Here is a 24114-nt window from a genome sequence, read left to right on the forward strand (position 1 = left end):
ACAGGACCGCCCGCGCGCGCCGCCCCCTTGTGCCGGCGGCCCCAGGGCGTCGAGGTCCGGGACCGCGCGTCAGGCCCCGGCCGCCGACGGGCTGTCGGTGCCGGCCCGAACCCGCGCCCGCAGGCGCTCCGCCACCAGCGCCTGCAGGGTCAGGAGGTGCGGGCAGCGGATGCCCGCCTCGAGGCAGGCGGCCACCGTGCGAAACAGGTACTCGGCGCTCGGCCCGAGATGGCCGGCCCCGGCGGCGATCCGGTCCGCGATCGCGTCGTCCGGAATCGGCCCGGTGTAGCGGTCGCTCTCGGGGTTCACCAGGAAGGTCAGCGCCTGGATCGTGCCGGCGGCCGTCTCCACCGGCACCCAGCGCCCGATATAGCCGTTGCCGCGCATCTCGCGGCGCCAGACCGGCAGCAGGGTCTCGGCGGCCTCCGCGCCGCTCAGCCGGAAGGCGACTCCCTCGCAGGAGCCGCCCGCATCGAGGGCCAGGACGAGGCCGGGATTGTCCACGCTGCCGCGGAACCGGCGCTGGAGGAGGCAGAAGCGCCGGTGATAGCCGTGCACGGTGCCGACCCGGCGCTCGGAATAGGCGAATTCCGGCTGCCAGATCAGCGAGCCGTAGCCGAACACCCACAAGCCCTCCGCGGGCATCGGCCGGGCGGCGAGGGCGGCGGCGAGGCCCGGGGCCAGTTCGGCATCGCTCAGCAGCGCGAGGGCCGTCGCGTCGTCCGCCACCGGCGTCGGATGGGCACGGGCGATGAGGGCGAGGGTCAGGGCGAGGGGCTGGTCGGGCATGGGGCCAGCGAACCACCGGGCAGGCCGGGGCGCAAGACCGGCTGCGCCGAAGCGCAAGACCGGCCGCGCCGAAGCGCAAGACCGGCCGCGCCGGGGGGCGTGCCTCAGCCCCGGCCGGCCGCCAAAGCCTCCAGTTCCGGCAGCGGCTCGGTCCGGTGCCCCTCGCAGATCTCCGGATCCTCGTCGACGCGGGTGAGGACGCCGCCGGCCTCCTGCACGACGATCTTCGGCCGCTCGGCGCGGCCGAAGGTGCGTCCCGTCATCCGGCTCGAGAGGCAGTAGAGCGTGCGGCCGGCGTCTTGGAACGGCTGCGAGACCCGGCTGTGCGCGAACCGCACCGGGATCAGCGAGACCGCGCCGAACGCGGCCTGCCCGAGGGCGAAGGCGGCGAGCCGTTCCCGCAGGGGCGCGGTCGCGGCGGGCGTCGGGATGGATGCCCGCGGCCCGCAGGCCGCGAGGGGCAGCAGGGCGGCGAGGACAAGGGCGGGGCGGCGGCGGGCCGCGCGCGCGGGCAGGGACATCGGGGCAGGCTCGACTCAGTGTGATGGCGAGCCTATCGAATTTCCCGCCTTGGGGGAAACCGTGTTCACTCGCAACCGGAATGGACGCAGCGCGCTTGCATCGCCTCGACGGCGCCGTAAGACACGGGCATGCAATGGACCGACGAGGCCCTGGTGCTCGGCCTGCGCCGCCAGGGCGAGACCAGCGTCATCCTCGAACTCATGACCCGGACCCACGGCCGCCACCTCGGGCTCGTGCATGGCGGGCGCTCGCGACGGATGCAGCCGGTGCTGCAGGCCGGCAACCGGGTGCAGGCCACCTGGCGGGCGCGCCTCGACGAGAGCCTGGGCGCCTTCGCGGTGGAGCCCGTCGAATCCGTCGCCGCCCGGCTGATGGGGTCGGGGCTCGCCCTCTACGGCATGAGCCATCTCGCGGGCCTGCTCCGCCTGCTGCCCGAGCGCGACCCCCATCCCGAACTGTTCGAGGCGGCCGGCCTCCTGGTGGCGCACCTGCACGACCCGGACATCGCCCCGCCGCTGATGGTCCGCTTCGAACTCGCCATCCTGGCCGAGCTCGGCTTCGGGCTCGACCTGGCGGCCTGCGCCGCCACGGGGGGCAACGACGCGCTGATCTACGTCTCGCCCCGCAGCGGGCGGGCGGTGAGCGCCTCGGCCGGCGAGCCCTATCGCGACCGGCTCCTGGCGCTGCCGGACTTCCTGCGGGCCCGGGAGCCGGGTGCGTCCCTGCCGATGACGCCGGACGCCCGGGACGTTACCGCGGGGTTTACCTTGACGGGGTATTTCCTCGACCAGCACATCTGGGGACCGCGCGCGATCCCCGTGCCCGAGGAGCGCGCGCGCTTCGTTGCATTGGGCACGGGAAGCGCCTAAATTCCGTTCGTGTTTTGTTCTGAATTGGGTCGTCTGAGGCCCGGGAGTTCGTGATGGGCCAGCCCTTCGAGCCGCCATCGAGTCCCGATGGCATCGAGAGCGTCGAGCTGAAGACCGCGCTCGAGGATCGCTACCTCGCCTACGCGCTGTCGACGATCATGCACCGGGCGCTGCCCGATGCCCGCGACGGGCTCAAACCCGTCCACCGCCGCATCCTGTTCGCCATGCGGCTCCTGAAGCTCGATCCGACCTCGGCCTTCAAGAAATGCGCCCGCATCGTGGGCGACGTCATCGGCAAGTACCATCCGCACGGCGACACGGCGGCCTACGACGCCCTGGTGCGCATGGCGCAGGACTTCGCGCAGCGCTATCCGCTGGTCGACGGGCAGGGCAATTTCGGGAACATCGACGGCGATAACGCCGCCGCCCAGCGCTACACCGAGGCCCGGATGACGGAGGTGGCGCGCCTCCTCCTCGAAGGTCTCGACGACGATTCGGTGGATTTCCGCCCGAACTACGACGGGCAGGAGGAGGAGCCGGTGGTGCTCCCCGCCGCCTTCCCGAACCTGCTGGCCAACGGCTCCCAGGGCATCGCGGTGGGCATGGCGACCTCGATCCCGCCCCACAACGCGGCCGAACTCTGCGACGCGGCGCTCTACCTGATCGGCCATCCCGAGGCGACCTCCGCCCAGCTCCTCACCTTCGTGAAGGGGCCGGATTTCCCCACCGGCGGTATCCTGATCGACAGCGCCGAATCGATCACCGAGGCCTACCGCACCGGGCGCGGCGGCTTCCGCGTGCGGGCGCGCTGGGCCAAGGAGGATCTGGGGCGGGGCACCTGGACCATCGTGGTCACGGAGATCCCCTACGGCGTGCAGAAGGCCCGCCTGATCGAGAAGCTCGCCGAGCTCCTGCAGGAGCGCAAGCTGCCCCTGCTCGCCGACGTGCGCGACGAATCGGCCGAGGACGTCCGCATCGTGCTGGAGCCGCGCGCCCGCAACGTCGATCCCGTCATCCTGATGGAATCGCTGTTCCGGCTCACCGAGCTCGAATCCCGCATCTCGCTCAACATGAACGTGCTGGTGGGCGGGCTGGTGCCTCGCGTCATCGGCCTCGCCGAGGCCCTGCGCGAGTGGCTCGACCACCGCCGCGTCGTGCTCCAGCGCCGGTCGCGCCACCGCCTCGGCCAGATCGACCGCCGCCTGGAGATCCTGGGCGGCCTGCTCATCGTCTATCTCGACCTCGACGAGGTGATCCGCATCATCCGCGAGGAGGACGAGCCGAAGCCCGCCCTGATGAAGCGCTTCGAACTCACCGAGGTGCAGGCCAACGCCATCCTCGACACGCGCCTGCGCTCCCTGCGCAAGCTCGAGGAGATGGAGATGAAGCGCGAGCTCGATGCCCTGACCCTGGAGAAGGAGGGGATCGAGGGGCTGCTCGGCTCCGACAAGCTGCAATGGGCCGACATCACCAAGCAGATCCGCGCGGTGAAGAAGACCTTCGGTCCCGAGACCAAGATCGGCGCCCGGCGCACCACCCTGGAGAACCCGCCCGACACCGCCGGTATCGATTTCGCCGCCGCCCTGGTGGAACGCGAGCCGATCACCGTCATCGTCTCCAACAAGGGCTGGATCCGGGCCCTCAAGGGCCACGTCGCCGACCTCTCGGGCGTCGCCTTCAAGGGCGACGACGGCATGAAGCTCGCCTTTCCCAGCGAGACCACGGCCAAGATCCTGGTGCTGGCCTCGAACGGCAAGGTCTTCACCCTGGAGGCGGCCAAGCTTCCGGGCGGGCGCGGCTTCGGCGACCCGATCCGCCTGATGGTGGATTTCGACGACGGCACCGAGATCGTCGCGGCCATCCCCTACCAGCCGGGCGCCAAGGTCCTGGTCGCGGCCACCGACGGGCGCGGCTTCCTGGCGCCGGCCGATGCGCTCGTGGCCAACACCCGCAAGGGCAAGGGCATCATGGGCCTCGACGCGCCGGCGACGGCCGCCGTGCTGGTGCCGGCCACCGGCGACCACGTGGCGGTGTGCAGTGCCGACCGGCTGATGCTGGTCTTCCCCTTGAGCGAATTGCCCGAGATGGTGCGCGGCAAGGGCGTGCGCCTGCAGCGCTGCCGCCAGACCACGCTCACCGACGCCCACGTCTTCCCCCTGGCCGAAGGGCTGCCCTGGCGCGAGGCGGGCGGCGAGGCGCGCCTCGCCAATGCGGGGATTCTGGAGAAATGGCTGGGCCACCGCTCGGATGCCGGCGCCCTGATGACCCGGAGCTTCCCGAAGTTCGAGCGGTTCGGGAAGTAGAAGGCGCGGTCGGCCCCAGGCGCCTGGACGCGAATTTCAGGGCGTCTGGCCGAGCGTTTCCTCGACGAGGCGCGGGTTTCGCTGGAGGAGCGCCAGGAGCATGCGGGCCGATCCTTCGGGCTGGCGACGGCGCTGTTCCCAGTTCCGCAGGGTGCCGACGGCGACACCGATCCGACGGGCGAAGGCATCCTGTGAGAGATCCGTTGCCTTTCGGATCGCGGCGACGTCGATGTCCTGCGGGACGTGGATGCCGAACCCGGCTCCGATGTCCCCGCGCGCATGGGCGGCCGCCTGTTTCAGGCTCAGCGTCAACTCGGCGAACATCGCGTCGTCCCTCGCTCATCGCCCCCAGAGAACGAGATCACGCGGGCGCCGCCGCGCTTGCCGCGCCCGGTCAAGGGAACGCGAACCTTCCGAAGGCCGCTAGGTCCCGGAATCACCTCGCGCGCCTGCGGATGGGCCGCGAGGAAATCCACCACCGCACTCCGCGCGACGTCGGTCATGGCGCGTTCGGCAGAGCGCAGATAGACCTCGTCTCGATGACCGTAGGGAGCACGCTGGCCATGCCCAAGACCGCGCCGTTGGCGCATGTCCGTCAATGGCAGGAGACAGGTCGAGGAGCTCGGTGGAGATGCGTCAAGGACCGGCAGACAGTCGTCAACCGGGCCAAACACAGACGGCAAGGCCCGGGAAACCGAGTCTTGCCGCACAGGAATCCCTACAAGGCGAGAAGCCGGGTCGCGCCGCTTGAGTCAGCGGCGGCGGAACTGACCCCGCATGGGCGGGCGCGGACCGGAGGAGCGCTCGTCCTTGTGCCGGAACACGAGGCGGCCCTTCTCCAAGTCGTAGGGCGACATCTCGACGGTGACGCGGTCGCCGGCCAGAGTCTTGATGCGGTTCTTCTTCATCTTGCCGGCCGTGTAGGCCACGATCTCGTGCCCTTGGTCGAGCTGCACGCGGTAGCGCGCGTCCGGCAGGATCTCGATCACGAGACCGTCGAACTGCATCAACTCTTCTTTCGCCATCCACACTCTCCAGCCGGACGGCCTGAAAAGGGGCGACCCGGGACACAAAACGAAGCCGTTCGGCAAAACGCGGCGGGCGGCGGGTCCGATCCCATCGGATGCGCAACACCGGCGAGCGTTGCCCCGACATAATGTCCGGATCGGCCGGAAGCAAGCTTTTCCCGATGCAGGCCGGTGATGAACCCGGCACAAGTCGCGCGCGGATCCGGCGTGATTCGGGAAGATCAAGATTTGACCCGCGATTTCGCTCCGTCGCGCGTCCGGCCGGCCGGCGCGCTCCGGCGGCGGCGGGCAGGCTCGACTCACGGGGTGACGTCGTTGCCCGCAAAGTCGATCCGCCCATCCGGCATCCGCTTCCAGGCCTGCAGGACCGTGGCCGGGCGGCGGGGATCGGGCTTCAGGTCGCCCCGGGCATCGTAGGCGAGGTCGCCGAGAACCGTCCGCAGGGCCCGGCCCTCATGCAGGTAGGCCGCCACCGCCCGGCCCTCCGCCGATCCGGCGCCGAGGACGCCCTGGCGCAGGACCTCGACGGCCGCATAGGCCTGGGCGGCCACCGCGTTCGCGTCCGGGCTGCGGGGACCCTTCGTCGCCTTCGCATCGGGTGTCTTCGGCTCGGGCAGCCGCGGCGGGTCGGCGGTGAGGGTCATCACCGTGCCCTCGGCCGCCGGGCCGGCCGCCTGGGGAAAGGCCGGATCGAGGAGGCCGTCGCTGCCCACCAGGGGCGCGGTTACGCCGGCGTCGCGCAGGCCGCGCAGGAGCACGGCCGCCTCCGGCGCGAGGCCCCCGAAATACACCACCTCGACCCGCGCCCGCTTCAGGCGCGCCACCAGTCCGGAGACGTCGCGCTCGCCGCGGGTCAGGGTCTCGAAGGCCGCCTCCGGCTGGTCCGCGGCCTTGAGCACGCGGCTCACGCCCTCCGCGAGGCCGCGCCCGAACGGGCTCTTGTCGTGCACGAGGCCGATGCGCTGGCCGCCGTGACGGCCGAGGAGGTAGGCGCCGGCGAGCCGCCCCTGCTCGGCCTCGTTCGGCACGGTGCGGAACACGTTCCAGAGGCCCTTGGCCGTCAGCGCGGCAGAGCCGGTGCCCGGCGTCACGGCGACGATGCCGGCCTCCTCGTAGACCGGCATCGCCAGCCCCGCGACACCGGCATTGAAGGGGCCGACCACCAGGCCGACCCGCTCGGCGGCGAACCGCCGGGCGACGGCGAGACCCTGCTTGCCCTCGCCGCCATCGTCGGCGACCACCAGGACCAGGCGCTGCCCGTCGACACCGCCGGCCCGGTTGAGATCGGCCACCGCCTGCTCGGCGCCGAGGCGCAGGCCCTGTCCGAAGGCGGCATCCGGGCCGGTCAGCGGCGCCGACAGCCCGATGCGGACCTGGGCTTCCGCGGAGCCGGAGGCCGAACCCATCAGCAGGCCGGCGAAGGCGAAGGCGGTGGCGCGGAGGCTGGGCATCGGGGCAGGGCTCCATCGGGGCGGGTGACGCGGCCCCACGATAGGGGCGCCCGGTCGGTGCGGGAAGACACGCCCCGGTGGCCGCGCCGCCCCGGTGCGCATTGCCACGGCGGCGCGGGACCTTACCTCGGTTTACCGGGTTTTCATTCCAGTTCCACGCAGCGGGCCGGATCCCGCGCCGGAGTTCGCCAGGACCATGCTTTCCACCGACAACGACATTCTCGGCGCGGCCGAAGCCTGGCGTCGCGAGGGGCGCGCGGTGGCGCTCGCTACCGTCATCGAGACCTGGGGCTCGGCGCCGCGGCCGGTGGGAAGTCACCTCGTGGTCGACGGCGAGGGCAACTTCCTCGGCTCGGTCTCGGGCGGCTGCGTCGAGGGCGCGGTGATCACCGAGGGCTTGGAGGCGATTGCCGACGGGCAGGCGCGCATCATCGAATTCGGCGTGGCCGACGAGACCGCCTGGCGGGTCGGACTGTCCTGCGGCGGGCGCATTCGCGTCTTCGTCGAGTCCGTGGCCTGAGGCGCCGGCATGCAGCTCGAGACCCTCGCCATCCTCAACGCCGAGCGCGCCGCGCGCCGCGCCGCCATCCTCGTGACCGACCTCGACGGCGGGGCCCAGCGGGTGGTGCGCGAGGCCGAGATCGCCGGCGATCCCCTGGGCGACCTCCTCGCCCGCCACCTCGCCTCCGGCAAGAGCGGCCTCGCCGAGGCGGGCGGCCGCTCGGTCTTCCTCACCGTGCAGGCGCCCCCGGTGCGCCTGGTGGTGATCGGCGCCGTGCACATCAGCCAGGCGCTGTGCCCGATGGCGCGCGCCCTCGATCTCGCCGTCACCGTCATCGATCCGCGCACCGCCTTCGCGACGCCGGAACGCTTCCCCGGCATCGACCTCGTGGCCGAATGGCCGGACGACGCCCTGGCCGGTCCGGTCCCGCCCCTGGACCGCTACTGCGCCGTGGCGGCCCTGACCCACGATCCGAAGATCGACGATCCGGCCTTGGCCGCAGCCCTCCGGGCGGGGTGCTTCTATGTGGGAGCCCTCGGCTCGCGCAAAACCCACGCGGCCCGCGTCGGCCGGCTGACCCAGGCGGGGTTCGCGGAGGCCGAGATCGGCCGGATCGCGGCGCCGATCGGCCTTTCCATCCAGGCCGTCAGCCCGGCCGAGATCGCGGTCTCGATCCTGGCGCAGATCATCGCCGCGCAGCGCACCCCCCGCACCGGAGCCGCCGCGTGAAGTTCGGGGCCGTCCCGACGCGCGAGGCTGCCGGGCTGATCGCCGCCCATACGGTGCGCTCCCACGACGTGACCCTGCGCAAGGGCCGGGTCATCCCGGCCGAGGACGCCGCGCGCCTCGCGGCCGCCGGGCTGTCCGAACTCGTGGCCGTCACCCTCGAGCCGGGCGACGTGGCCGAGGATCCGGCGGCCGAACGCCTCGCCGCGCATCTCGCCGGTCCGCACCTGCGCCGCGAATTGCCCTTCACCGGCCGCTGCAACCTCCATGCGGCGACCGCCGGGCTCCTGCACATCGACCGGGCCGCCGTCGACGCCGTCAACGGTGTGGACGAGGCGATCACGGTGGCGACGCTCGCGCCCTACAAGCCCGTGGTGGCCGGCGAGATGGTCGCCACGGTCAAGATCATCCCCTATGCGGTTCCGGGCGCGGCCCTCGACCGGGCCTGCCGTGCCGCGCCCGCGGGGGCGCTCGCGGTGGCGCCCTACCGGTTGACCCGGGTCGCCGTCGTCTCGACCCTGCTGCCCGGCCTGAAGCCCGCAACCATCGACAAGACCCTCGCCAACCTGCGCCACCGCCTCGCCCCGACGGGCGCCGCCCTCGTCACCGACGCCCGGGTGTCCCATCGCCGCGAGGCCGTGGCCGAGGCGATCCGGGCCGCGGTCACGGAGGATCGCGCCGAGCTGGTGGTGGTGTTCGGCGCCTCGGCCATCGCCGACCGGCGCGACGTGATCCCCGCCGGGATCGAGGCGGCGGGCGGCCACGTCGCGCATCTCGGCATGCCGGTGGACCCGGGCAACCTCCTCCTGGTCGGACGGGTCGCCGCGGTGCCGGTCATCGGCGCGCCGGGCTGTGCGCGCTCGCCCAAGGAGAACGGCTTCGACTGGGTGCTGCACCGGCTGCTCGCCGGCCTCGAAGTGACCCGGGCCGACATCGTCGCCCTCGGTGTCGGCGGGCTCCTCATGGAGATCGGGTCGCGGCCCCAGCCCCGCTCCGGCGGCGACCCGGCCGAAGACGATGCCTGAGAACGATGCCTGAACTCGGTCTCATCCTCCTGGCGGCCGGGCGCGGGACGCGCTTCGGCGCGGAGCCGAAGCTGCTGCAGCCGCTGGCCGGGCGGCCGCTCGTCCGCCACGCCGCGGAGGCCGCGATCGCCTCCGGGCTCGGCCCGGTGGTTGCGGTGCTCGGCGCCCATGCCGGCCGGGTCGGCGCCGCCCTCGACGGGCTCGACCTCGCCCGGGTCGTGAACCCGGCCTACGCGGACGGTCTCGCCACCTCGCTCCAGGCCGGACTCGCGGCCCTGCCGGCGGCGGGGAGCGCGATCGTGCTCCTCGGGGACATGCCGCGGGTGACCGCCCGCCACCTCCAGGATTTGGCCGACGCCTTCCGCCGGGCGGAGCCGGCCCCCGCGGCGGTGGTGCCGATCCATGCGGGCGTGCGTGGCAACCCGGTCCTCCTGAACCTAGGTCTCCTGGCTCCCGCCCTCGCCGGTCTCTCGGGTGACCAGGGCGCCGGGCGCCTGCTCGCCGGACGCGCCGACGTGCTCGAATGCGCGATGGATGCGGGTGTGCGCCTGGACGTCGACACGCCGGACGGTCTCGCCGCCCTCCGCTGAGGGGGCTCCTACAAATCCGTTTGATCCCTTCGGGATGGCGGATTTGGGCCTCGCTCCAGCGCCGCGCAGGCTTGCCGAGACGGGCACCGCTCCGATCGGGCGGAGCCCGTATCAGTCCTGAGCCGCCCGTGCCGGCGCGCGCTTGGCCTCGGCCCGGCAGCGGTCCGAGCAGTAGCGGACCTCGTCCCAGACCCGCTCCCACTTCTTGCGCCACGCGAAGGGCTTGCCGCACTGGACGCAGATCTTGGTGGGAAGATCGGCCTTCTTGCGCATCCGCGCCATGGGGTCTGCTCGATCGCTTTCGTGGAGGGGTCGCTCCGATATAGGGCAGCCTACCGCCCCAGCTGTCCGGCCTCGCTGACCGGGACCGGGCTCCAGCGAGTGAGCTGGATGTAGCCGTCGCGGGCGGCGATGACGACGTGGCGGCGGTAGCGCTGCACCACCGTCCCCGGCGCATGCCGATGCGCCTCGCGCCAGCCCTCGGCCGCCGCCACGTAGACCCGGGACTCGCCGACCCGGGCGATCGTCTCGATCGTGCCGAAGGCACGGACCCGGCGCAGGATCGTCTCGACCTCGGCGCGGAAGTCGAGGGTGCGATCCGCATCCGTCACCCGAGGCCAGTAGGAGCCGGTGCCCTGGGGAGCGGGCGTCCGCCAGAGGGCGGGCAGGTCCCGGGCGATCGGGCCGGCGGCGATGCGGCGCGCCGCCATCTGGCACTTGGCCAGCAGGGTCTCATGCGATTCCAGGGCCGCGAGCGGAAAGCGCTCCTGGGCCAGGATGTCGCCGGTGTCGAAGCCGTCCTCGGCCAGCACGTGGGCGGTGACGCCCCAGTCCGGCTGCCCGTCGGAGATCGCCTTGAAGAGCGGGTAGGGTCCGCGGCCCAGGGGAAGCGGGGAGGGGTGGAAATTGAGCGCGTAGGCGCACCGCCCGCGCCAGCCCCGGATCAGCCAGGGATAGCCCGCCACCACCAGGGCCCAGTCCCGGCCCTGCGCCTCCGCGAGCCCGGCGAGGTCCTCCGGCCGCATCCGCGAGATCTGGATCGGCACGCGGTGGCGGCGGGCCTGCGTCACCACCGCCTCGTTGTGGTCGTAGATCCCGTCGCAGGGCCGGGTGAACAGCTTGATTGGCGTCCAGCCCGCCCCGATCAGGGCCTCGAACACGCCGCCGAGGAAATCGATTCCGGCAAAGGCGAACTTCATGCGGCTCCCGACGGTCCTGCGACGTCACGGATCGGTCGATCCCGCGCGGGGACGGCTCCCCGTCCCCGGCATCCGCCATACCTACCGCATCGGGAGCGAATTGGGAGCGGGCATGAATATGGGAGCGCGCATGAGGCGGGAGATCGTCATCGGCGACGCGGGCGGACGAGCGCCCGGCCGGCGCCCGCCGCGGGACGCCCTTCGGGCTCTTCGGCAGGCCGAGGGCTGATCGCCATCCGCACGCTCCGCTTCCTCCTCGGCGACCAGCTCACCCGCCGCATCGCCACCCTCACCGATCTCGATCCGGACCACGACGTCGTCCTGATGGTCGAGGTGCGGGCCGAGGCCACCTACGTGCGCCACCACAAGCAGAAGATCGCCTTCCTGTTCTCGGCGATGCGCCACTTCGCGGCGGACCTGGAGGCGGATGGCATCACCGTCGACTATGTCCGCCTCGATGCCCCGGGCAACACCGGCAGCTTCACCGGCGAGCTGGAACGCGCCGTTGCGCGCCACGCGGTCGACCGCGTCGTCGTCACCGAACCCGGGGAGTGGCGGGTCTGGACCATGATGGAGGGCTGGCGCGCTGATCTCGGCCCGCCCGTGGAGATTCGCGACGACAACCGCTTCCTCTGCCCCCGCGCCGACTTCGCCGCCTGGGCCGGCGACCGCCGGAGCCTGCGCATGGAGACGTTCTACCGCGGCATGCGCCGCCGCACCGGCCTGCTGATGGAGGGGACCGAGCCGACCGGCGGCCGCTGGAACTTCGACCCCGAGAACCGCAAGGGGCTGCCGAAGGGCCACGGCGTGCCCGAGCGCGTCGGCTTCCCGCCCGATGCCGTGACCCGGGAGGTCATCGCCCTGGTCGAGCGCGACTTCGCGGATCACTTCGGCGAGACCGACGCCTTCGCCTGGCCGGTCACCCGGGCCGAGGCCATCACCGCCTTCAAGCACTTCCTCGCCGTCGGCCTGCCGGCCTTCGGCGACTATCAGGACGCGATGCGCGCGGACGCGCCGTTCCTGTACCACGCGCTGATCGCGCCGGCGCTGAATGCCGGGCTGCTGACGCCGGAGGAGGTCTGCCGGGCGGCGGAGCGCGCCTATCGCGCCGGGGAGGCCCCGCTTCACTGCGTCGAGGGGTTCATCCGCCAGATCCTCGGCTGGCGCGAATACGTGCGCGGCCTGTACTGGGCCCGGATGCCGGACTACGCGGCGTCGAACGCCCTCGAGGCCACCCGCGATCTGCCGTGGTTCTACTGGTCCGGCGAGACCGCGATGAACTGCCTGGCGCAGTGCATCGGCGCCACCCGCACCCACGCCTACGCCCATCACATCCAGCGCCTGATGGTGACGGGCAACTTCGCCCTGCTCGCCGGCCTGGCCCCCGAGCAGGTGGAGGAATGGTACCTCGTCGTCTACGCCGATGCCTACGAATGGGTCGAGCTGCCCAACGTCCACGGCATGGTGCTCTGGGCCGATGGCGGCGTGATGGGCTCGAAGCCCTACGCGGCCTCGGGCGCCTACATCAACCGCATGTCGGATTACTGCCGGGGCTGCGCCTACGACGTGGCCAAGAAGACCGGTCCATCGGCCTGCCCGTTCAACTATCTCTACTGGAACTTCCTCATCCGGCACGCGGAGCGCCTGGCGGACAATCCGCGCCTCGCCATGCCCTACCGCACCCTGGCGCGGATGGACCCGACGAAGCGCGCCGCGATCCTCGACGACGCGGCGCGCTTCCTCGACGGGCTCGACGCGGCGCCGCCGGCCGCCCCGGCCGACCAGGGCACCCTCGCCCTGGCGCCGCCCCGGTCGAATCTGGCCCGCCATCCGGCCCGCGACACGGTTACCAGGGCGTCCAGACGGAAAGGCTGAGATAGGGGCCGGGGTCCTGATCGCCGGCGAGTTGCAGCCCGGCCGAGAGGCGCAGGCTGAAGCCGCCGAGGGCGAAATCCGTCGCGTGCAGGCCGACGTTCCACTTCCGGTAGCCGGTCCCGTCCCCGGAGAAGGCGATCTCGGGTCCGAGATAGGCGCCCCAGTGCCGATAGCCCCAGGCGAGGCGACCCCAGGTGCTCATGCGGGTGGTGCCGGTCACCAGCGTGGCGGCGAACAGGGTCGCGTCGGTGGGGTGGGCCCACACCTCGCCGTGGAGGCGCAGGCCGAAGCGGGGCGGCAGGGCCTGCACGCAGCCGCAGCCCGACACCACCTCCATCGATCCCTCCGGCCCCGCATAGGCCGCCACGACACCCCAGTCGCGAAACCACTGGTAGCCGAGCACGACGGCGCCGATCGCGGTGTCGCGCGTGGCGGCGCCCTCGCGGCGGCGCTGGCCGCCGAGGCTCCCCAGGGCGACGAATCCCTCCCGGTCGACCCGGTCCGGCGCCAGCTTCGCCCCGGTGGTCACGAAGACGGAGGGGCTCGCCTCCAGGCTTCCGAACAGGACGAGCGAGGCCGGCGAGGAGGACAGGGCCGGCGTGCCGAGGAGACCGGCGGCGCAGGCGGCCGGCACGACGAACCGCTTGGGCTTTCGCTTCGCCTCGGACAGGGCTGTGGTCGTCGCGCGCACGGGCGTCCCAGGTTCGACCCCGAGGACGCCCTGGCGGTCATGGCACCGGGCCCCGGAATCAATCTAGAATCTATATAACATAAAAATTATAACTCTCTGATTGTATTTTGATCCATCGCACAGAACACATCTGGTCAAGATACCTCATCGCAACTAACCGAGATTCTTCGCAACCTAAGATTGATTATTTGAGTGCGAGTCGATTTCCAGGACCGGGTGGATCCGTTCGAGGACCGCATTTCGGGGCCTTCCCGGCGCGCGGATGCGCCGCTTGGCCTCGGCGCCCATCTCGGCTACAGCCCGGCTCAGGACCGTCGCCAATGGCCGAGCTTTCTTGTCACCAGCTGCCAGAACTTCCGAGGTTCTCACCGTGCTCGCCGAGCAGGAAGGGGAACGGCTGACCGTCGGCGAGATCGTCGCCGTCCTGAAGGATCGCGCCTTCGCGCTCCTCATCGTCATCCTCGGATTGCCCAATTGCCTGCCGATGCCGCCGCCGATCCCCCTGGTCTGCGGTCTTCTGCTGCTGCTGGTTGCGATTCAGATCACAGCCGGCATGGCCTCGCCCTGGCTGCCCCGCGCGCTGCTGCGCCGGTCCGTCGCCCGCAGCGACGTCGAGCGGGCCGCCAGCCGGGCCGTGCCGCTGCTGCGCCGCCTTGAGCACTGGTCGCGCCCGCGCATGAGCCTGTTCGAGACCGCCCTCGGCATGCGCGGCGTCGGCCTCATCCTGCTCACCCTGTCGCTGGCCCTGATCGTGGCCGCGCCGATCGTGGGACAGATCCCCCTCGGCCTCGCCATCTGCCTCGTCGGCCTCGGCCTCGTCGAGCGCGACGGCGTCGTGGTTCTGGGGGGGCTCGCCATCGGCGCCGTGGGCGTCCTCCTCAATGCCGGCTTCGTCTATGCGATCATCTCCGGCCTCATGAGCCTGTTCGCTCTCTGACGGACGGACCGCGCCGAGGATCGCCGCGCTCCGAGGGTCGCTGCGCCCGTCAGGCTTCGAGATGGCGCGCCCGCACCAGCCGGCGGACCAGGCCGCCCCGGCGCCCGATCAGCATCGAGACCAGGTAGAAGCCGCCCGCCGCGAGTACGATCGCGGGCCCGGTCGGGAGATCGGCCTGGTAGGACACGCTGAGCCCGACCACGCTCGACAGCATCGCGATCAGGACCGAGACCGGGATCATGCCCGACAGGTCCGCCGCCCAAAACCGCGCCGCAATGGCCGGCAGCAGCATCAGCCCCACCGCCAGCAGTGTGCCGAGGGCCTGGAAGCCTCCGACGAGGTTCATCACCACGAGGCCGAGAAAGGCGTAGTGCACCGGGCCGCCGGCCCGGCTGACCGTGCGCAGGAACAGCGGATCGACGCATTCCATCACCAGGGGCCGATAGATCGCCGCCAGCCCGAACAGCGTCACGGTGGCGATGCCGCCAAGGAGCCAGAGGGCCGGGTCGTCGAGGGCGAGGACGCTGCCGAACAGGATGTGCAGCAGGTCGATCTGCGAGCCGCGCAGGGAGACCAGCAGGACGCCGCCGGCCAGCGAGATCAGGTAGAAGGCCGCGAGGCTCGCATCCTCCTTGATCACAGTGGATCGGGTCACGAAGCCGGCCAGCAGCGCCACCGCGAGGCCGGCGGCCAAGCCGCCCAGGGTCATGGCCGGCAGGGACAGCCCCGCCACCAGGAAGCCCGCCGCCGCCCCGGGCAGGATCGCGTGGCTCATGGCGTCGCTCATCAGGCTCATGCGCCGCAGCATCAGGAACACGCCGACGGGCGGGGCCGAGAGCGACAGGGCGAGACAGCCGACCAGGGCCCGGCGCATGAAGCCGAATTCGACGAAGGGACCGAAGAGGAGGTCGATCACGCGGCGTGCCCCCGGTCGCGTACCGCCCCATGGTCGTGGGCATGCGGATGCGCATGGCGCCCATCGGGGCCGTGGTCATGGTCGGGACTGTGGTCGTGGTCGGGACTGTGGTCGTGGTCGTGGGGCGGGCCCGGCTCCTCGTGCCGGCCGCAAACCGCGGCATCCTCGTCCCAGGCCTCCGACAGGCTCTGGGCGCGGGCGAGGTTCTGGGGCGTGAGCACCCGCTCGGTCGGTCCCCAGGCGACGCGCTCCCGCGCGAGCAGGAGCGTGTGCGGGAAGTGGCTCCGCACCTGTCCGAGATCGTGGAGGGCGGCCACAATGGTGCGGCCCTGCCCGTGCCAGGCGCGGACCAGGGCCAGCAGGTCGGCCGTGGTGCGTCCGTCGACCCCCGTGAACGGCTCGTCGAGGAGGAGGACGCGGGCCTCCTGCACGATCAGGCGCGCGAACAGGGCCCGCTGGAACTGGCCGCCCGACAGGGTGCCGATCAGGCGCGCCTCGAATCCGGCGAGGCCGACGGCGGCGAGGGCGTCCAGCAGCGTCGCCCGATGCCGGCGCGCGCTCCGCCAGGGGCCGAGGCGCCGCCACAGGCCCATGGCCACGAGATCGAGGACGCTGAGGGGGAAGCTGCGGTCGATCTCCGCCGCCTGCGGCAGGTAGGCGATGGCCTCCTCGAGGCCCGGACGGGCGATCCGGCCCTCGAGACACGGAATCTCGCCGACGATGCCCTTCAGGAGGGTCGACTTGCCGGCCCCGTTCGGCCCGACCAGGGCGAGGAGGGCCCCGGGCGGAATGACCCCGTCGAGGTGGTGGACCGCCGGGTGGCGGTCGTAGCCCAGGGTCAGCCCGTGGAGCGTGATGGCGCCGGGCAGATCACAGCTCATGGTCACGACTCATCGGGAGGCCCACAGGATGGCGGCCCAGAGCAGGAGGGTCAGGACCAGCGCCACCGCGAAGCGCAAGGACGCGCCGGCCTGGAACAGCGAGCGGCGGAGGGCGGCAGGGGGGCGCGGGGCTTGGATCACGGCGGGGCTTGGGTCACGGCGGGGCTCGGGTCACCGATGGATCATTTGCCCGAACGGGAGCGCCGGCTTATGTTGGCGGTGATACACTGTAACACTCGGGCAGTTCAACGGGCCGGGTTCACGGGGCAGATCATGCACGACCATGCGGCGACGCATGACCACGGTTGCGGCGGGGCGGAGGAAGCGATCGCCCGGGCGGAGCGCCTGTGTCGCGAGCGCGACCTGCAATTCACCCGCCTGCGTCGCGACGTGCTGGCGGCCGTGGCGGGGCAGACGCGGCCGATGGGCGCCTACGACATCGCCGAGACCCTGAGCGAGCCGGGGCGGCGCGTGGCGGCGGTCTCGGTCTACCGTGCCCTGGATTTCCTCACCGAGCACGGACTCGTGCACCGGATCGCCAGCCGTAACGCCTTCGTGTCCTGCGGCCACGCCCACACCGAGGGCGCCGGCCTCGTCTTCCTGATCTGCCGGAACTGCGGCACCATCGACGAGACCACCTCGCCGGAAGTGGAGGATCAGCTCGGCCGGACCCTGGCCAAGGCCGGCTTCAAGCCGACGAGCCGCATCCTCGAGGTCGAGGGCGAGTGCGGTGCCTGCCTCGGCCGGACCACTGCGGAGTGAGCGGGCACGCCCGCGGCCTCGCGCCGGGCCGCTCGTCGGCTCAGCACGCGTTCTCGTAGGCGCGGGGCGAGAACACGGTCATGAACAGGATCCGCAGGTCGAACCAGATCGACCAGTTGTCGATGTAGTGCAGGTCGTGCTGGACCCGCCGCTGCATGTCGAGGTCGGTGAGGGTTTCGCCCCGGAGGCCGTTCACCTGCGCCCAGCCGGTGATGCCCGGCATCACGTTGTGGCGTCGCGCGTAGAGGGCGATGCGGTTCTCGAAGCTGCGGTCATGCGCCAGGGCGTGGGGGCGCGGCCCCACGAGGGACATCTCGCCGAGCACCACGTTGATGAGCTGAGGCAGCTCGTCGATGTTCGAGCGCCGCAGGACGCGGCCGATCGGCGTGATGCGACTGTCGTTGCGGGTCGCCTGCTTGAAGACCTCCTCCGGAGCGGCCTTCATGCTGCGGAACTTGAAGACGCCGAAGGGCTGCTGGTTGAAGCCGTACCGCCTCTGCCGGAAGAACACCGGACCCGGGCTGTCGAGCTTGATCAGCGCCGCCACCACGAGGAAGAGCGGGCTCAGCAGCACCAGGGCGATCAGGGCCAGGGTCAGGTCCAGGCTGCGCTTCAGGAACAACTCGCCGGCCTGGAGCGGGCGACGCCCGATATTGATGCCCGAGAGGCGGCCGACCCGGGCGAGGGCGAGGTCCGGAAAGCGATCCATCACCGAGCCGGGGCGCAGGTGGAGGGCCGCCGGCACCCGCAGGAAAGCGTCGATGCAGCGCTCGATGTCCGAGGCGTCCGACCAGGGCAGGAGGATGAACACATCGTCCGGGCGCAGGAAGCGCACCACGGAGACCGCGAGATCGAGATCCTCCGATCTCTGGGCGTGCCGGGCCGCCGCGTCGCCGGTCGGGTCGACCTGGCGCAGATAACTCGTGCCGATCACGCGCAGGCCGAGGGCCTCGGGGTCGTTGTGGGCATAGAAGCGCGCGATATCCTCCTCGTAGCCGACCAGATGGACCCGGTTGGTGTTGCCCGATGTCGATGTCGCCGCGCTGCGGACGAGGCGCAGCATCGTCGCGCGGGCGAACAGCATCGCCGGGAGGCCGCCGGCGAACATCCCCAGGGACACCAGGCGCGAATACTCATGGGTCGTCTTCGTGGCGAAGCCGATCAGCAGCACGACGGCCCAGGCCCCGATCCAGACCGTCGTCGCCCGCCGCAGGTGCGGCCGGCGGGCGAGCAGCGTCTCGATATGGTAGTCCTCGCGGACGAGGTTCGTCAGCAGCACGAACAGGGCGACCAGGGCGGCGAGCTCAAAGCTGCCGCTGTGTCCCGCCACCGGCCCGGTGCCGTCGAAGGCCGTCCGGTAGGCGACGTCGATCCCCGCGGCGACGCTGACGATGACGAGGATATCGGCAATGGCGGTCGCGGCCGAGAGCCCGATCCGAAACGCGGTGCGGCTGCGTCGGGGGAGAAGCGCCGCCCAGACATCGTGACGCGCCCGCGACACTGGAAGCTTCTCGAGAGCGGCGGGGATTCGGTCATGAAACATCTGGAGCGCTCTGTCCCGTCCTGATGCGAAGACTGTCCGAAACTGAACCGAAATCACGGATCAGTTAGGGATGCCGAGACGATCGGTGCAAGACACGGGCCCGGAGTCCGTTGCTCTCGTCCGACGGCGCGGCGCGGGGTCTCGACCGCGACGGGGTCGCGCGTTCGACAGGTTGCTTCGCGAAGGACCTCTTCCGGTGGACCCTTGAGGCGTCGTCCCGCGACCTGCGGATCCGTCCGGTCGCGCATACCGCCCCACAACGTCGGTCCCGCGCAGAGGGTTGCGCACGACTATCGTTCGACCCGGAGCGCCCGGGCGCTGGGGATCGATCCCGGCCTCCGCCCGACGCCCCTGGTTCAGGCGCGGCCGGCGCGGCGGGCCGGCCGCGCCTCGCCGGGTTGTCCCGTCACGTCTCGACCCGGGACACGTCACGCCGGGTCGATCCGACCGGCCTCGCGGCTGCCGCGAGAGGTCCCCACGCATCAGGCGGCGGCGTCCGAATCGGGCCGTGCGACGGTCTGGATCGTCTCGAACCCCTCGAACTGAGGATGGCCCAGGTAGAGGGGCTTGGTCGACGGCACGCGGCCGTGGGCCTTCCGGAATTGCTCCGATCGGGTCCAGGCCTCGAAATCCGCCTTCGACGACCAGATGGTGTGGGAGGCGTACAGCACGTGGTCCTCGCCTTCAGGACCGCGGAGGAGATGGAACTCGACGAAGCCCGGCATCTCGCCGAGATGACTGTCGCGGCCGAGCCAAACCTGCTCGAAGTCTTCCGTCGCGTCCTTGACGACTTTGAAGCGATTCATTGCGATATACATGATCCACCTGGGTTTTTCGGCGTCTCGGACGATCCCGTGCGACACCTCTAACCTGGGGCATAGGGGCACGAAAAGCCATCCGGTGCGGCGGATGCGCCGCGCTCCGGCCCGGCGCGGACCGCCCGATGAAAGCCCGGCCGCGCCCGGTTCGTCAGGCATTCGGAGCCGTGGGTGCGTTCGCGGTGCAGCGAAACTCGCGAGGGACGATCGCAACGTCGCGCTTGCAATCCGTGCCAGCTTTGTGGTCAAGCTCTCAGAACGGTCACCTCCGATGCTCATGCGGAGTAAACATCTAGTGGCGTTCGACTGCAGACAAGGATAGTCTCTACCACCACGTTCAATCGTTGATCGACTGCCTTGGTTTCGTGGCGAATGAACTTAAGGAATCCTGCACGCCTTCGTACGAAAGCGCTCCAACCTCATCGTCCCCGGGGCTGGTCCGGGCGGGGGCTGAAAATTTCTATAGGGACTGAATCGAGAGATGATGCCTAAGCAGACTACCGACGTCGATCGCCTCGTCGGATTGAGGATCACCGCTTTGCGCAAGGCGCGCGGCCTGAGCCAGACGGCGCTCGGGACCGCCGTGGGCGTGACCTTCCAGCAGGTCCAGAAGTACGAGAAGGGGCAGAACCGCGTCGGTGCCGGGCGCCTGCGCGAGATCGCCCGTCTTCTCGAAGTTCCGGTCTCGGCCTTCTTCGAGGAAGACGAGGTTGGCGGCACCCAGTCCGATGTCTTCGGCTTCCTCAGCGCGCAGGGCGCGATCGAGTTGCTGCGGGCCTACGCGCTGATCGAGGACGATCAACTGCGCCGCGACGTGCTCGCCATCGTGCGGACGGCCGCAAAGATGGGCAAGCAGGCACCCGAGCCCGCCGCCGCCGGTTAGGGGCTCGCCGAGCCCCTAACCGATCCAGTGGAAGAAGCTGCCCGTCACGGCGCCGCGCCGGTGTCCGGCGTGGCCGAGGGGTACGCCCTCCGCATCGGTCACCGCCGCGAGCCCCGTCTCGGGGGTCGGCGGCGCACTCGTCTCGCTGGCATAGTGGAACTCGTGCCCGACGAGGCGTGCGCCCGCGCCCCCGAGGGGGCCCTCGGCCAGCAGCGTCGCGACGCGGTAGCCGAGGTGCAGGCGGCGGGTCTTGTAGGAGGTCGCCACCGGCAGCAGGCCCGCCATGGCGTGCGTGACCCCCTGCGCATCCTCCAGGCTCTCGCCCAGGACCATGTAGCCGCCGCACTCCCCGTGCACCGGCTTTCCCCGGGCGAACACCCGCAATCCGTCGAGGAAGCGCCTGGCCTGCGCCAGGGCGCCGGCATGGAGCTCGGGATAGCCGCCGGGCAGCCAGCCGGCATCGCAATCGGCCGGGGGCGGCTCGTCGGCCAGGGGCGAGAAGGGCACGAGTTCGGCGCCCGCCGCCCGCCAGCCCGCCGCCATGTGCGGGTACAGGAACGAGAAGGCCGCATCCGACGCGATGGCGATGCGCTGGCCCGGCGGCCGGGGCAGGATGCCGGCGCCCGGGGCGGGGGCCGCGCCGGCCGTGGCGGCCAGGATCGCGTCGAGGTCGAGGCCGGCCTCGGCGAGGTCGGCGAGCCGGTCGAGCCGGGCCTCAAGGTCGTTGGTCTCGCGGGCCTGGACGAGGCCGAGATGGCGCTCGGGCAGGACGAGGCTCGCATCCCGCATCAGCGCCCCGAGCACCGGCATGCCGATGCGGCTCAGGCCTGCCTCCACGAGGCGGCGATGGCGGGCACTCGCGACCTTGTTGAGGATCACCCCGGCGATGCGGATGCGCGGATCGTAGGATCGGCACCCGAGGGCGAGGGCGGCGGCCGATTGCGCGGCGCCGGAGACGTCGAGGACGAGGATCACCGGCCAGCCGTAGCGCGCGGCGATGTCGGCATTGGCGCCCGTGCGCCCCTCCGGTGCCACGATGCCGTCGAACAGCCCCATCGAGCCCTCGGCGATCACGAGGTCGGCGCCCAGAGCCGAGAGGGCCGCCACGGCGTCGAGCATCGGCTCCGGCATGGCGAAGCTGTCGAGGTTGAAGCTCGGATGGCCGGTGGCCGCCTGGTGGAAGGCGGGGTCGATGTAGTCCGGCCCGCACTTGGCGCCGCGCACGGCCAGGCCCCGTCGGGCCAGCGCCCGCATCAGCGCCAGGGTCACGGTGGTCTTGCCCGAGCTCGAACGGGGCGCGGCGACGAGGAGACCGGGCACGCTCACGGTCGGTCTCCGTTTGCCCGCGCGGTTCGCACGGTCTCGCCCGTCGGCCGGAAGCGCCGGTCGTAATCGGTGGCGTAGAGGGCGCTCTCCCGGAACTCCGCCGGGTCGAGGGCGGGCCCCACCAGGATCAGCGCCGTGCGCTCCAGCCCGGCCTCGGCCACCTGGCCCGCCATCGTCGCCAGGGTTCCGGTGAGCACCCGCTCGTCGGGCCAGGTGGCGCGGAACACCACCGCGACGGGGCAATCGGCGCCGTAGAACGGCGTCAGCTCGGAGACCACCGCGTCGACGACGTGGATCGAGAGGTGCAGGGCGAGGGTGGCGCCGGTGCCCGCGAAGGCCGCCAGGGTTTCGCGCGCCGGCATGGCGCTGGCGCGCCCGGAGGTGCGGGTGAGGACGACGGACTGGGCGAGGCCCGGAACGGTGAGCTCGCGCCGCAGGAGCGCGGCGGCGGCGGCGAAGGACGGCACGCCCGGCGTCACCGTGAAGGGGATGCCGGCCTGGGTGAGGCGGCGGGTCTGTTCGGCGAGGGCGCTCCAGATCGAGAGGTCCCCCGAATGCAGGCGCGCCACGTCCTGGCCCGCCGCGTGGGCGGCCGCGCATTCGGCCACGATGGTGTCGAGGTCGAGGGGCGCCGTATCGACGATGCGGGCGCCCGGCGGGCACCAGCCCAGGATCTCGGGCGCCACGAGGGACCCGGCATGCAGGCAGACGGGGCAGCGCGCGATGAGGTCGCGGCCGCGCACGGTGATGAGGTCGGCGGCGCCCGGGCCGGCGCCGATGAAGTGTACGGTCATGGATCCTGCGTGACGGATTGTGCGCGAAGCGCAAGGGCGCAGGTCGCCCCGGCACTGGCGATTCGCCGCAGCAGCAGCGTCGCACCCGGTCCGGCGGCGGCGAGGGCGGCGGCCTCCGCCACCGAGCCGACCCGGCGCGACGCCTCGATCCGGTGCGAGCGGGTGGGCACTTCGGCGTCCACGGCGATCAGGGCCTCGGGCGGGACGGCCTCCAGGGGACAGCCGAGCGTCTCGGCGACGGCGCGGATCGCCGGCTCCCCGGCCCGGTCGCCGGCGGTGGCGAGGCGGACGACGCGGGCGCGCGGCAGGCCGGCGGCGTCGCAGGCCTGCGCGACCAGGGCAAGGATCTCGGCAGGCGCGGTCGCATGGCGAAACCCGATTCCGGCGACGAGGTCGCCCGGTCCGGGTTCCACCGGCGCCGTGCCATCCCCCCTCATGCCTTCACCCAGGCCCATTGCGTCACCGGCATCGCCCCGCGCCAGCCGTGCAGGTGCCCGACCGGATCCGCATGGGCGACCGTCAGGCGCTTGAGGCTCCCGCCCTGCTGCCCGAAGGCCGCGAGCAGCACGGCTTCGCCCTCCAGGGTCACCACGTTGGCGACGAGGCGTCCGCCCGGGGGCAGGGCGGCGACGGCCGCGTCGAGGACGCCCGGCGCGGTGACGCCGCCGCCGATGAAGACGGTGTCGGGGGCCGGCAGGCCGGCCAGGGCCGCCGGGGCGGGACCCTCCACCACGCGCAGGTCGGGCACCCCGAGGCGGGCCGCGTTGCGGGCGATGCGGGCGGCCCGGGCCGGGTTGCCCTCGACGGCGATGGCCCGCAGGCTCGGGTGGCGCAGCATCCACTCGATGGAGATGGAGCCGGCCCCGGCGCCGATGTCCCACAGGGTCTGGCCGGCGCGGGGGCGCAGGGCTGCCAGCGTCACCGCTCGGATGTCGGCCTTGGTCAGCTGGCCGTCATGTTCGAACCAGGCGTCGTCGAGGCCGGGGCTCACGGTAACCACCTGGGCCGCGGCCGCGCCGACGACCTCGATGCCGAGGGTGTTCAGGGGGTCGATCCCCACGAGGTCGAAGCCCGCGGCCGTCGCGCTGCGCCGGCGCTCGCGCGGCCCCCCCATGGCCTCCAGGACGGTGAGGCGGGATGCGCCGAGGCCGCGCTCGGCCAGGAGCGCGGCGACCGCCGCCGGCGTGGTCTCGTCCCAGGTCAGGACGAGGAGGCGGGCGCCGGGCTGGAGATGCGGGATCAGCCGGGGCAGTGCCCGGCCGTGCAGGGTGAGGCAGCCCGTCTCCGCCAGGGGCCAGCCGAGGCGGGCGCAGGCGAGGCTGAAGGCCGAGGGTTGGGAGAAGACCCGCATCTCCGCGGCCGGGACGATGCGGGCGATCTCGGCCCCGATGCCGTAGTGGAACGGATCGCCGGTCGCCAGGATGCAGGTGGGCGTGCCGCGCCGGGCGAGGAGTCCCGGATAGGCGTCCGCCATGGGGCTCGGCCAGACCCGCGTCTCGGCGGCGAGCGGCGCGGCCAGCGCCAGGTGCCGGCGTCCGCCATAGACGAGGCGCGCGCCGTCGAGGGCGGCGGCGGCGGCGGGGCTCAGGCCCGCGCGTCCGTCCTCGCCGATACCCACGATGGTGAGCCAGGGGGCGGCCGGCGGGCTGGTGGACACGGCGTTACCGGTCATGGAGAACGGCCC

27 protein-coding genes are annotated in these 24114 nt (G+C 72.0%); 10 read left to right on the plus strand and 17 right to left on the minus strand.

All coding sequences use genetic code 11. The annotated features are described in order from the left end of the window. Window positions 1-69: 69 nt before the first annotated feature. Window positions 70-789 (minus strand): gamma-glutamylcyclotransferase, encoded by a 720-nt coding sequence (locus ASG51_RS13105; protein ID WP_056381251.1) that lies wholly within the window; start codon window positions 787-789, stop codon window positions 70-72. 104 nt (window positions 790-893) lie between these two features. Beyond that, window positions 894-1310 (minus strand): hypothetical protein, encoded by a 417-nt coding sequence (locus tag ASG51_RS13110; protein WP_056352479.1) that lies wholly within the window; start codon window positions 1308-1310, stop codon window positions 894-896. A gap of 129 nt (window positions 1311-1439) precedes the next feature. On the opposite strand from ASG51_RS13110, the gene recO reads away from it, so the two are divergent. After that, window positions 1440-2180, plus strand: coding sequence for a DNA repair protein RecO (gene recO, locus ASG51_RS13115; RefSeq protein WP_056381253.1), 741 nt, complete (start codon window positions 1440-1442; stop codon window positions 2178-2180). A gap of 53 nt (window positions 2181-2233) precedes the next feature. After that, window positions 2234-4483, plus strand: coding sequence for a DNA topoisomerase IV subunit A (gene parC, locus ASG51_RS13120; RefSeq protein ID WP_056381254.1), 2250 nt, complete (start codon window positions 2234-2236; stop codon window positions 4481-4483). Between the two features lie 36 nt (window positions 4484-4519). On the opposite strand, the gene ASG51_RS13125 is transcribed toward parC, so the two are convergent. From ASG51_RS13125 to ASG51_RS13135, 3 genes are all read right to left on the minus strand, one after another. Then, a complete protein-coding gene (locus ASG51_RS13125; protein ID WP_056381257.1) occupies window positions 4520-4807 on the minus strand; it encodes a helix-turn-helix domain-containing protein in 288 nt (95 codons plus the stop codon). Between the two features lie 428 nt (window positions 4808-5235). After that, window positions 5236-5508, minus strand: a complete 273-nt coding sequence (gene infA, locus ASG51_RS13130; protein ID WP_056178999.1) for a translation initiation factor IF-1 — start codon at window positions 5506-5508, stop codon at window positions 5236-5238. Between the two features lie 302 nt (window positions 5509-5810). Continuing rightward, window positions 5811-6962: a branched-chain amino acid ABC transporter substrate-binding protein gene (locus ASG51_RS13135; protein ID WP_056381259.1), complete on the minus strand. Its 1152-nt coding sequence runs from the start codon at window positions 6960-6962 to the stop codon at window positions 5811-5813. A gap of 196 nt (window positions 6963-7158) precedes the next feature. Here ASG51_RS13135 and ASG51_RS13140 point away from each other — a divergent pair, with 196 nt between their 5' ends. Genes ASG51_RS13140 through ASG51_RS24205 form a run of 4 tightly spaced genes read left to right on the plus strand, consistent with a single transcriptional unit; the run spans window position 7159 to window position 9805 of the window. Continuing rightward, a complete protein-coding gene (locus ASG51_RS13140; RefSeq protein ID WP_056214682.1) occupies window positions 7159-7482 on the plus strand; it encodes an XdhC family protein in 324 nt (107 codons plus the stop codon). 9 nt (window positions 7483-7491) lie between these two features. Next, on the plus strand, window positions 7492-8193 hold the full coding sequence (locus ASG51_RS13145; RefSeq protein WP_056214685.1) for an XdhC family protein: 702 nt from the start codon (window positions 7492-7494) through the stop codon (window positions 8191-8193). Beyond that, the gene (locus ASG51_RS24200; protein WP_056381260.1) at window positions 8190-9215 is read left to right on the plus strand and encodes a molybdopterin-binding protein; all 1026 of its coding nucleotides are present in this window, start codon (window positions 8190-8192) and stop codon (window positions 9213-9215) included. The genes ASG51_RS13145 and ASG51_RS24200 overlap by 4 nt, the downstream gene beginning before the upstream one ends. A 5-nt stretch (window positions 9216-9220) precedes the next feature. Then, the gene (locus ASG51_RS24205; RefSeq protein WP_056275287.1) at window positions 9221-9805 is read left to right on the plus strand and encodes a nucleotidyltransferase family protein; all 585 of its coding nucleotides are present in this window, start codon (window positions 9221-9223) and stop codon (window positions 9803-9805) included. Window positions 9806-9916: 111 nt separating this feature from the next. On the opposite strand, the gene ASG51_RS23485 is transcribed toward ASG51_RS24205, so the two are convergent. Then, entirely contained in the window at window positions 9917-10087 is a 171-nt protein-coding gene (locus tag ASG51_RS23485) for a DUF2256 domain-containing protein (RefSeq protein WP_181017229.1), read from the minus strand. Window positions 10088-10137: 50 nt separating this feature from the next. Then, window positions 10138-11004, minus strand: a complete 867-nt coding sequence (locus ASG51_RS13160) for a formyltransferase family protein (RefSeq protein ID WP_056381262.1) — start codon at window positions 11002-11004, stop codon at window positions 10138-10140. A gap of 234 nt (window positions 11005-11238) precedes the next feature. Between ASG51_RS13160 and ASG51_RS13165 the strand changes: the two genes are divergently transcribed. After that, window positions 11239-12879, plus strand: coding sequence for a cryptochrome/photolyase family protein (locus ASG51_RS13165; RefSeq protein ID WP_082514016.1), 1641 nt, complete (start codon window positions 11239-11241; stop codon window positions 12877-12879). On the opposite strand, the gene bcsS is transcribed toward ASG51_RS13165, so the two are convergent. Beyond that, window positions 12851-13570: a cellulose biosynthesis protein BcsS gene (bcsS, locus tag ASG51_RS13170; RefSeq protein WP_244480145.1), complete on the minus strand. Its 720-nt coding sequence runs from the start codon at window positions 13568-13570 to the stop codon at window positions 12851-12853. The genes ASG51_RS13165 and bcsS overlap by 29 nt on opposite strands. A 334-nt stretch (window positions 13571-13904) precedes the next feature. On the opposite strand from bcsS, the gene ASG51_RS13175 reads away from it, so the two are divergent. Further along, window positions 13905-14507, plus strand: a complete 603-nt coding sequence (locus tag ASG51_RS13175) for an exopolysaccharide biosynthesis protein (protein ID WP_274534725.1) — start codon at window positions 13905-13907, stop codon at window positions 14505-14507. Window positions 14508-14556: 49 nt separating this feature from the next. Here the strand turns inward: ASG51_RS13175 and ASG51_RS13180 are convergent, their stop codons facing one another. The 3 genes from ASG51_RS13180 to ASG51_RS25365 are packed head-to-tail and all read right to left on the minus strand — an operon-like array spanning window position 14557 to window position 16445. Further along, the gene (locus ASG51_RS13180; protein WP_156389722.1) at window positions 14557-15381 is read right to left on the minus strand and encodes a metal ABC transporter permease; all 825 of its coding nucleotides are present in this window, start codon (window positions 15379-15381) and stop codon (window positions 14557-14559) included. Between the two features lie 38 nt (window positions 15382-15419). Next, the gene (locus tag ASG51_RS13185; protein WP_056275291.1) at window positions 15420-16304 is read right to left on the minus strand and encodes an ABC transporter ATP-binding protein; all 885 of its coding nucleotides are present in this window, start codon (window positions 16302-16304) and stop codon (window positions 15420-15422) included. A gap of 9 nt (window positions 16305-16313) precedes the next feature. Further along, entirely contained in the window at window positions 16314-16445 is a 132-nt protein-coding gene (locus ASG51_RS25365; RefSeq protein WP_274534726.1) for a hypothetical protein, read from the minus strand. A gap of 132 nt (window positions 16446-16577) precedes the next feature. Between ASG51_RS25365 and ASG51_RS13190 the strand changes: the two genes are divergently transcribed. After that, complete coding sequence (locus ASG51_RS13190) at window positions 16578-17066, plus strand: Fur family transcriptional regulator (RefSeq protein ID WP_056214709.1); 489 nt, start codon at window positions 16578-16580, stop codon at window positions 17064-17066. Window positions 17067-17106: 40 nt separating this feature from the next. On the opposite strand, the gene ASG51_RS13195 is transcribed toward ASG51_RS13190, so the two are convergent. Both ASG51_RS13195 and ASG51_RS13200 read right to left on the minus strand, forming a co-directional pair. Beyond that, window positions 17107-18609, minus strand: a complete 1503-nt coding sequence (locus tag ASG51_RS13195) for an exopolysaccharide biosynthesis polyprenyl glycosylphosphotransferase (RefSeq protein WP_056381264.1) — start codon at window positions 18607-18609, stop codon at window positions 17107-17109. A 482-nt stretch (window positions 18610-19091) separates the two neighbouring features. Beyond that, on the minus strand, window positions 19092-19427 hold the full coding sequence (locus tag ASG51_RS13200; protein WP_056214716.1) for an antibiotic biosynthesis monooxygenase: 336 nt from the start codon (window positions 19425-19427) through the stop codon (window positions 19092-19094). Window positions 19428-19908: 481 nt separating this feature from the next. On the opposite strand from ASG51_RS13200, the gene ASG51_RS13205 reads away from it, so the two are divergent. Next, the gene (locus tag ASG51_RS13205) at window positions 19909-20310 is read left to right on the plus strand and encodes a helix-turn-helix transcriptional regulator (protein ID WP_056214719.1); all 402 of its coding nucleotides are present in this window, start codon (window positions 19909-19911) and stop codon (window positions 20308-20310) included. 15 nt (window positions 20311-20325) lie between these two features. Here ASG51_RS13205 and ASG51_RS13210 read toward each other — a convergent pair whose 3' ends face one another. The 4 genes from ASG51_RS13210 to ASG51_RS13225 are packed head-to-tail and all read right to left on the minus strand — an operon-like array spanning window position 20326 to window position 24102. Continuing rightward, the gene (locus ASG51_RS13210) at window positions 20326-21636 is read right to left on the minus strand and encodes a cobyrinate a,c-diamide synthase (protein WP_056381266.1); all 1311 of its coding nucleotides are present in this window, start codon (window positions 21634-21636) and stop codon (window positions 20326-20328) included. After that, entirely contained in the window at window positions 21633-22430 is a 798-nt protein-coding gene (cobM, locus tag ASG51_RS13215; protein ID WP_056381267.1) for a precorrin-4 C(11)-methyltransferase, read from the minus strand. The genes ASG51_RS13210 and cobM overlap by 4 nt, the downstream gene beginning before the upstream one ends. Next, a complete protein-coding gene (locus ASG51_RS13220) occupies window positions 22427-22867 on the minus strand; it encodes a cobalamin biosynthesis protein (protein ID WP_056381578.1) in 441 nt (146 codons plus the stop codon). The genes cobM and ASG51_RS13220 overlap by 4 nt, the downstream gene beginning before the upstream one ends. After that, a complete protein-coding gene (locus tag ASG51_RS13225) occupies window positions 22864-24102 on the minus strand; it encodes a bifunctional cobalt-precorrin-7 (C(5))-methyltransferase/cobalt-precorrin-6B (C(15))-methyltransferase (RefSeq protein ID WP_056381269.1) in 1239 nt (412 codons plus the stop codon). Before ASG51_RS13225 ends, ASG51_RS13220 begins: the two co-directional genes overlap by 4 nt. Window positions 24103-24114: the final 12 nt, after the last annotated feature.

This window comes from Methylobacterium sp. Leaf465, assembly GCF_001424705.1.
Lineage (GTDB): Bacteria > Pseudomonadota > Alphaproteobacteria > Rhizobiales > Beijerinckiaceae > Methylobacterium.

Coding starts and splice junctions, on each gene's coding strand:
- cobM (WP_056381267.1), bottom strand. CDS start 22,430: ATGACCGTACACTTCATCGGCGCCGGCCCGGGCGCCGCCGACCTCATC.
- ASG51_RS13185 (WP_056275291.1), bottom strand. CDS start 16,304: ATGAGCTGTGATCTGCCCGGCGCCATCACGCTCCACGGGCTGACCCTG.
- ASG51_RS13225 (WP_056381269.1), bottom strand. CDS start 24,102: ATGACCGGTAACGCCGTGTCCACCAGCCCGCCGGCCGCCCCCTGGCTC.
- ASG51_RS13220 (WP_056381578.1), bottom strand. CDS start 22,867: ATGAGGGGGGATGGCACGGCGCCGGTGGAACCCGGACCGGGCGACCTC.
- ASG51_RS13180 (WP_156389722.1), bottom strand. CDS start 15,381: ATGCGCCGGGCCCTGGTCGGCTGTCTCGCCCTGTCGCTCTCGGCCCCG.
- ASG51_RS13140 (WP_056214682.1), top strand. CDS start 7,159: ATGCTTTCCACCGACAACGACATTCTCGGCGCGGCCGAAGCCTGGCGT.
- ASG51_RS23485 (WP_181017229.1), bottom strand. CDS start 10,087: ATGGCGCGGATGCGCAAGAAGGCCGATCTTCCCACCAAGATCTGCGTC.
- ASG51_RS13160 (WP_056381262.1), bottom strand. CDS start 11,004: ATGAAGTTCGCCTTTGCCGGAATCGATTTCCTCGGCGGCGTGTTCGAG.
- infA (WP_056178999.1), bottom strand. CDS start 5,508: ATGGCGAAAGAAGAGTTGATGCAGTTCGACGGTCTCGTGATCGAGATC.
- ASG51_RS13200 (WP_056214716.1), bottom strand. CDS start 19,427: ATGTATATCGCAATGAATCGCTTCAAAGTCGTCAAGGACGCGACGGAA.
- ASG51_RS13205 (WP_056214719.1), top strand. CDS start 19,909: ATGATGCCTAAGCAGACTACCGACGTCGATCGCCTCGTCGGATTGAGG.
- ASG51_RS13110 (WP_056352479.1), bottom strand. CDS start 1,310: ATGTCCCTGCCCGCGCGCGCGGCCCGCCGCCGCCCCGCCCTTGTCCTC.
- ASG51_RS13195 (WP_056381264.1), bottom strand. CDS start 18,609: ATGTTTCATGACCGAATCCCCGCCGCTCTCGAGAAGCTTCCAGTGTCG.
- ASG51_RS13125 (WP_056381257.1), bottom strand. CDS start 4,807: ATGTTCGCCGAGTTGACGCTGAGCCTGAAACAGGCGGCCGCCCATGCG.
- ASG51_RS13135 (WP_056381259.1), bottom strand. CDS start 6,962: ATGCCCAGCCTCCGCGCCACCGCCTTCGCCTTCGCCGGCCTGCTGATG.
- parC (WP_056381254.1), top strand. CDS start 2,234: ATGGGCCAGCCCTTCGAGCCGCCATCGAGTCCCGATGGCATCGAGAGC.
- ASG51_RS24205 (WP_056275287.1), top strand. CDS start 9,221: ATGCCTGAACTCGGTCTCATCCTCCTGGCGGCCGGGCGCGGGACGCGC.
- ASG51_RS13145 (WP_056214685.1), top strand. CDS start 7,492: ATGCAGCTCGAGACCCTCGCCATCCTCAACGCCGAGCGCGCCGCGCGC.
- ASG51_RS13105 (WP_056381251.1), bottom strand. CDS start 789: ATGCCCGACCAGCCCCTCGCCCTGACCCTCGCCCTCATCGCCCGTGCC.
- ASG51_RS13190 (WP_056214709.1), top strand. CDS start 16,578: ATGCACGACCATGCGGCGACGCATGACCACGGTTGCGGCGGGGCGGAG.
- recO (WP_056381253.1), top strand. CDS start 1,440: ATGCAATGGACCGACGAGGCCCTGGTGCTCGGCCTGCGCCGCCAGGGC.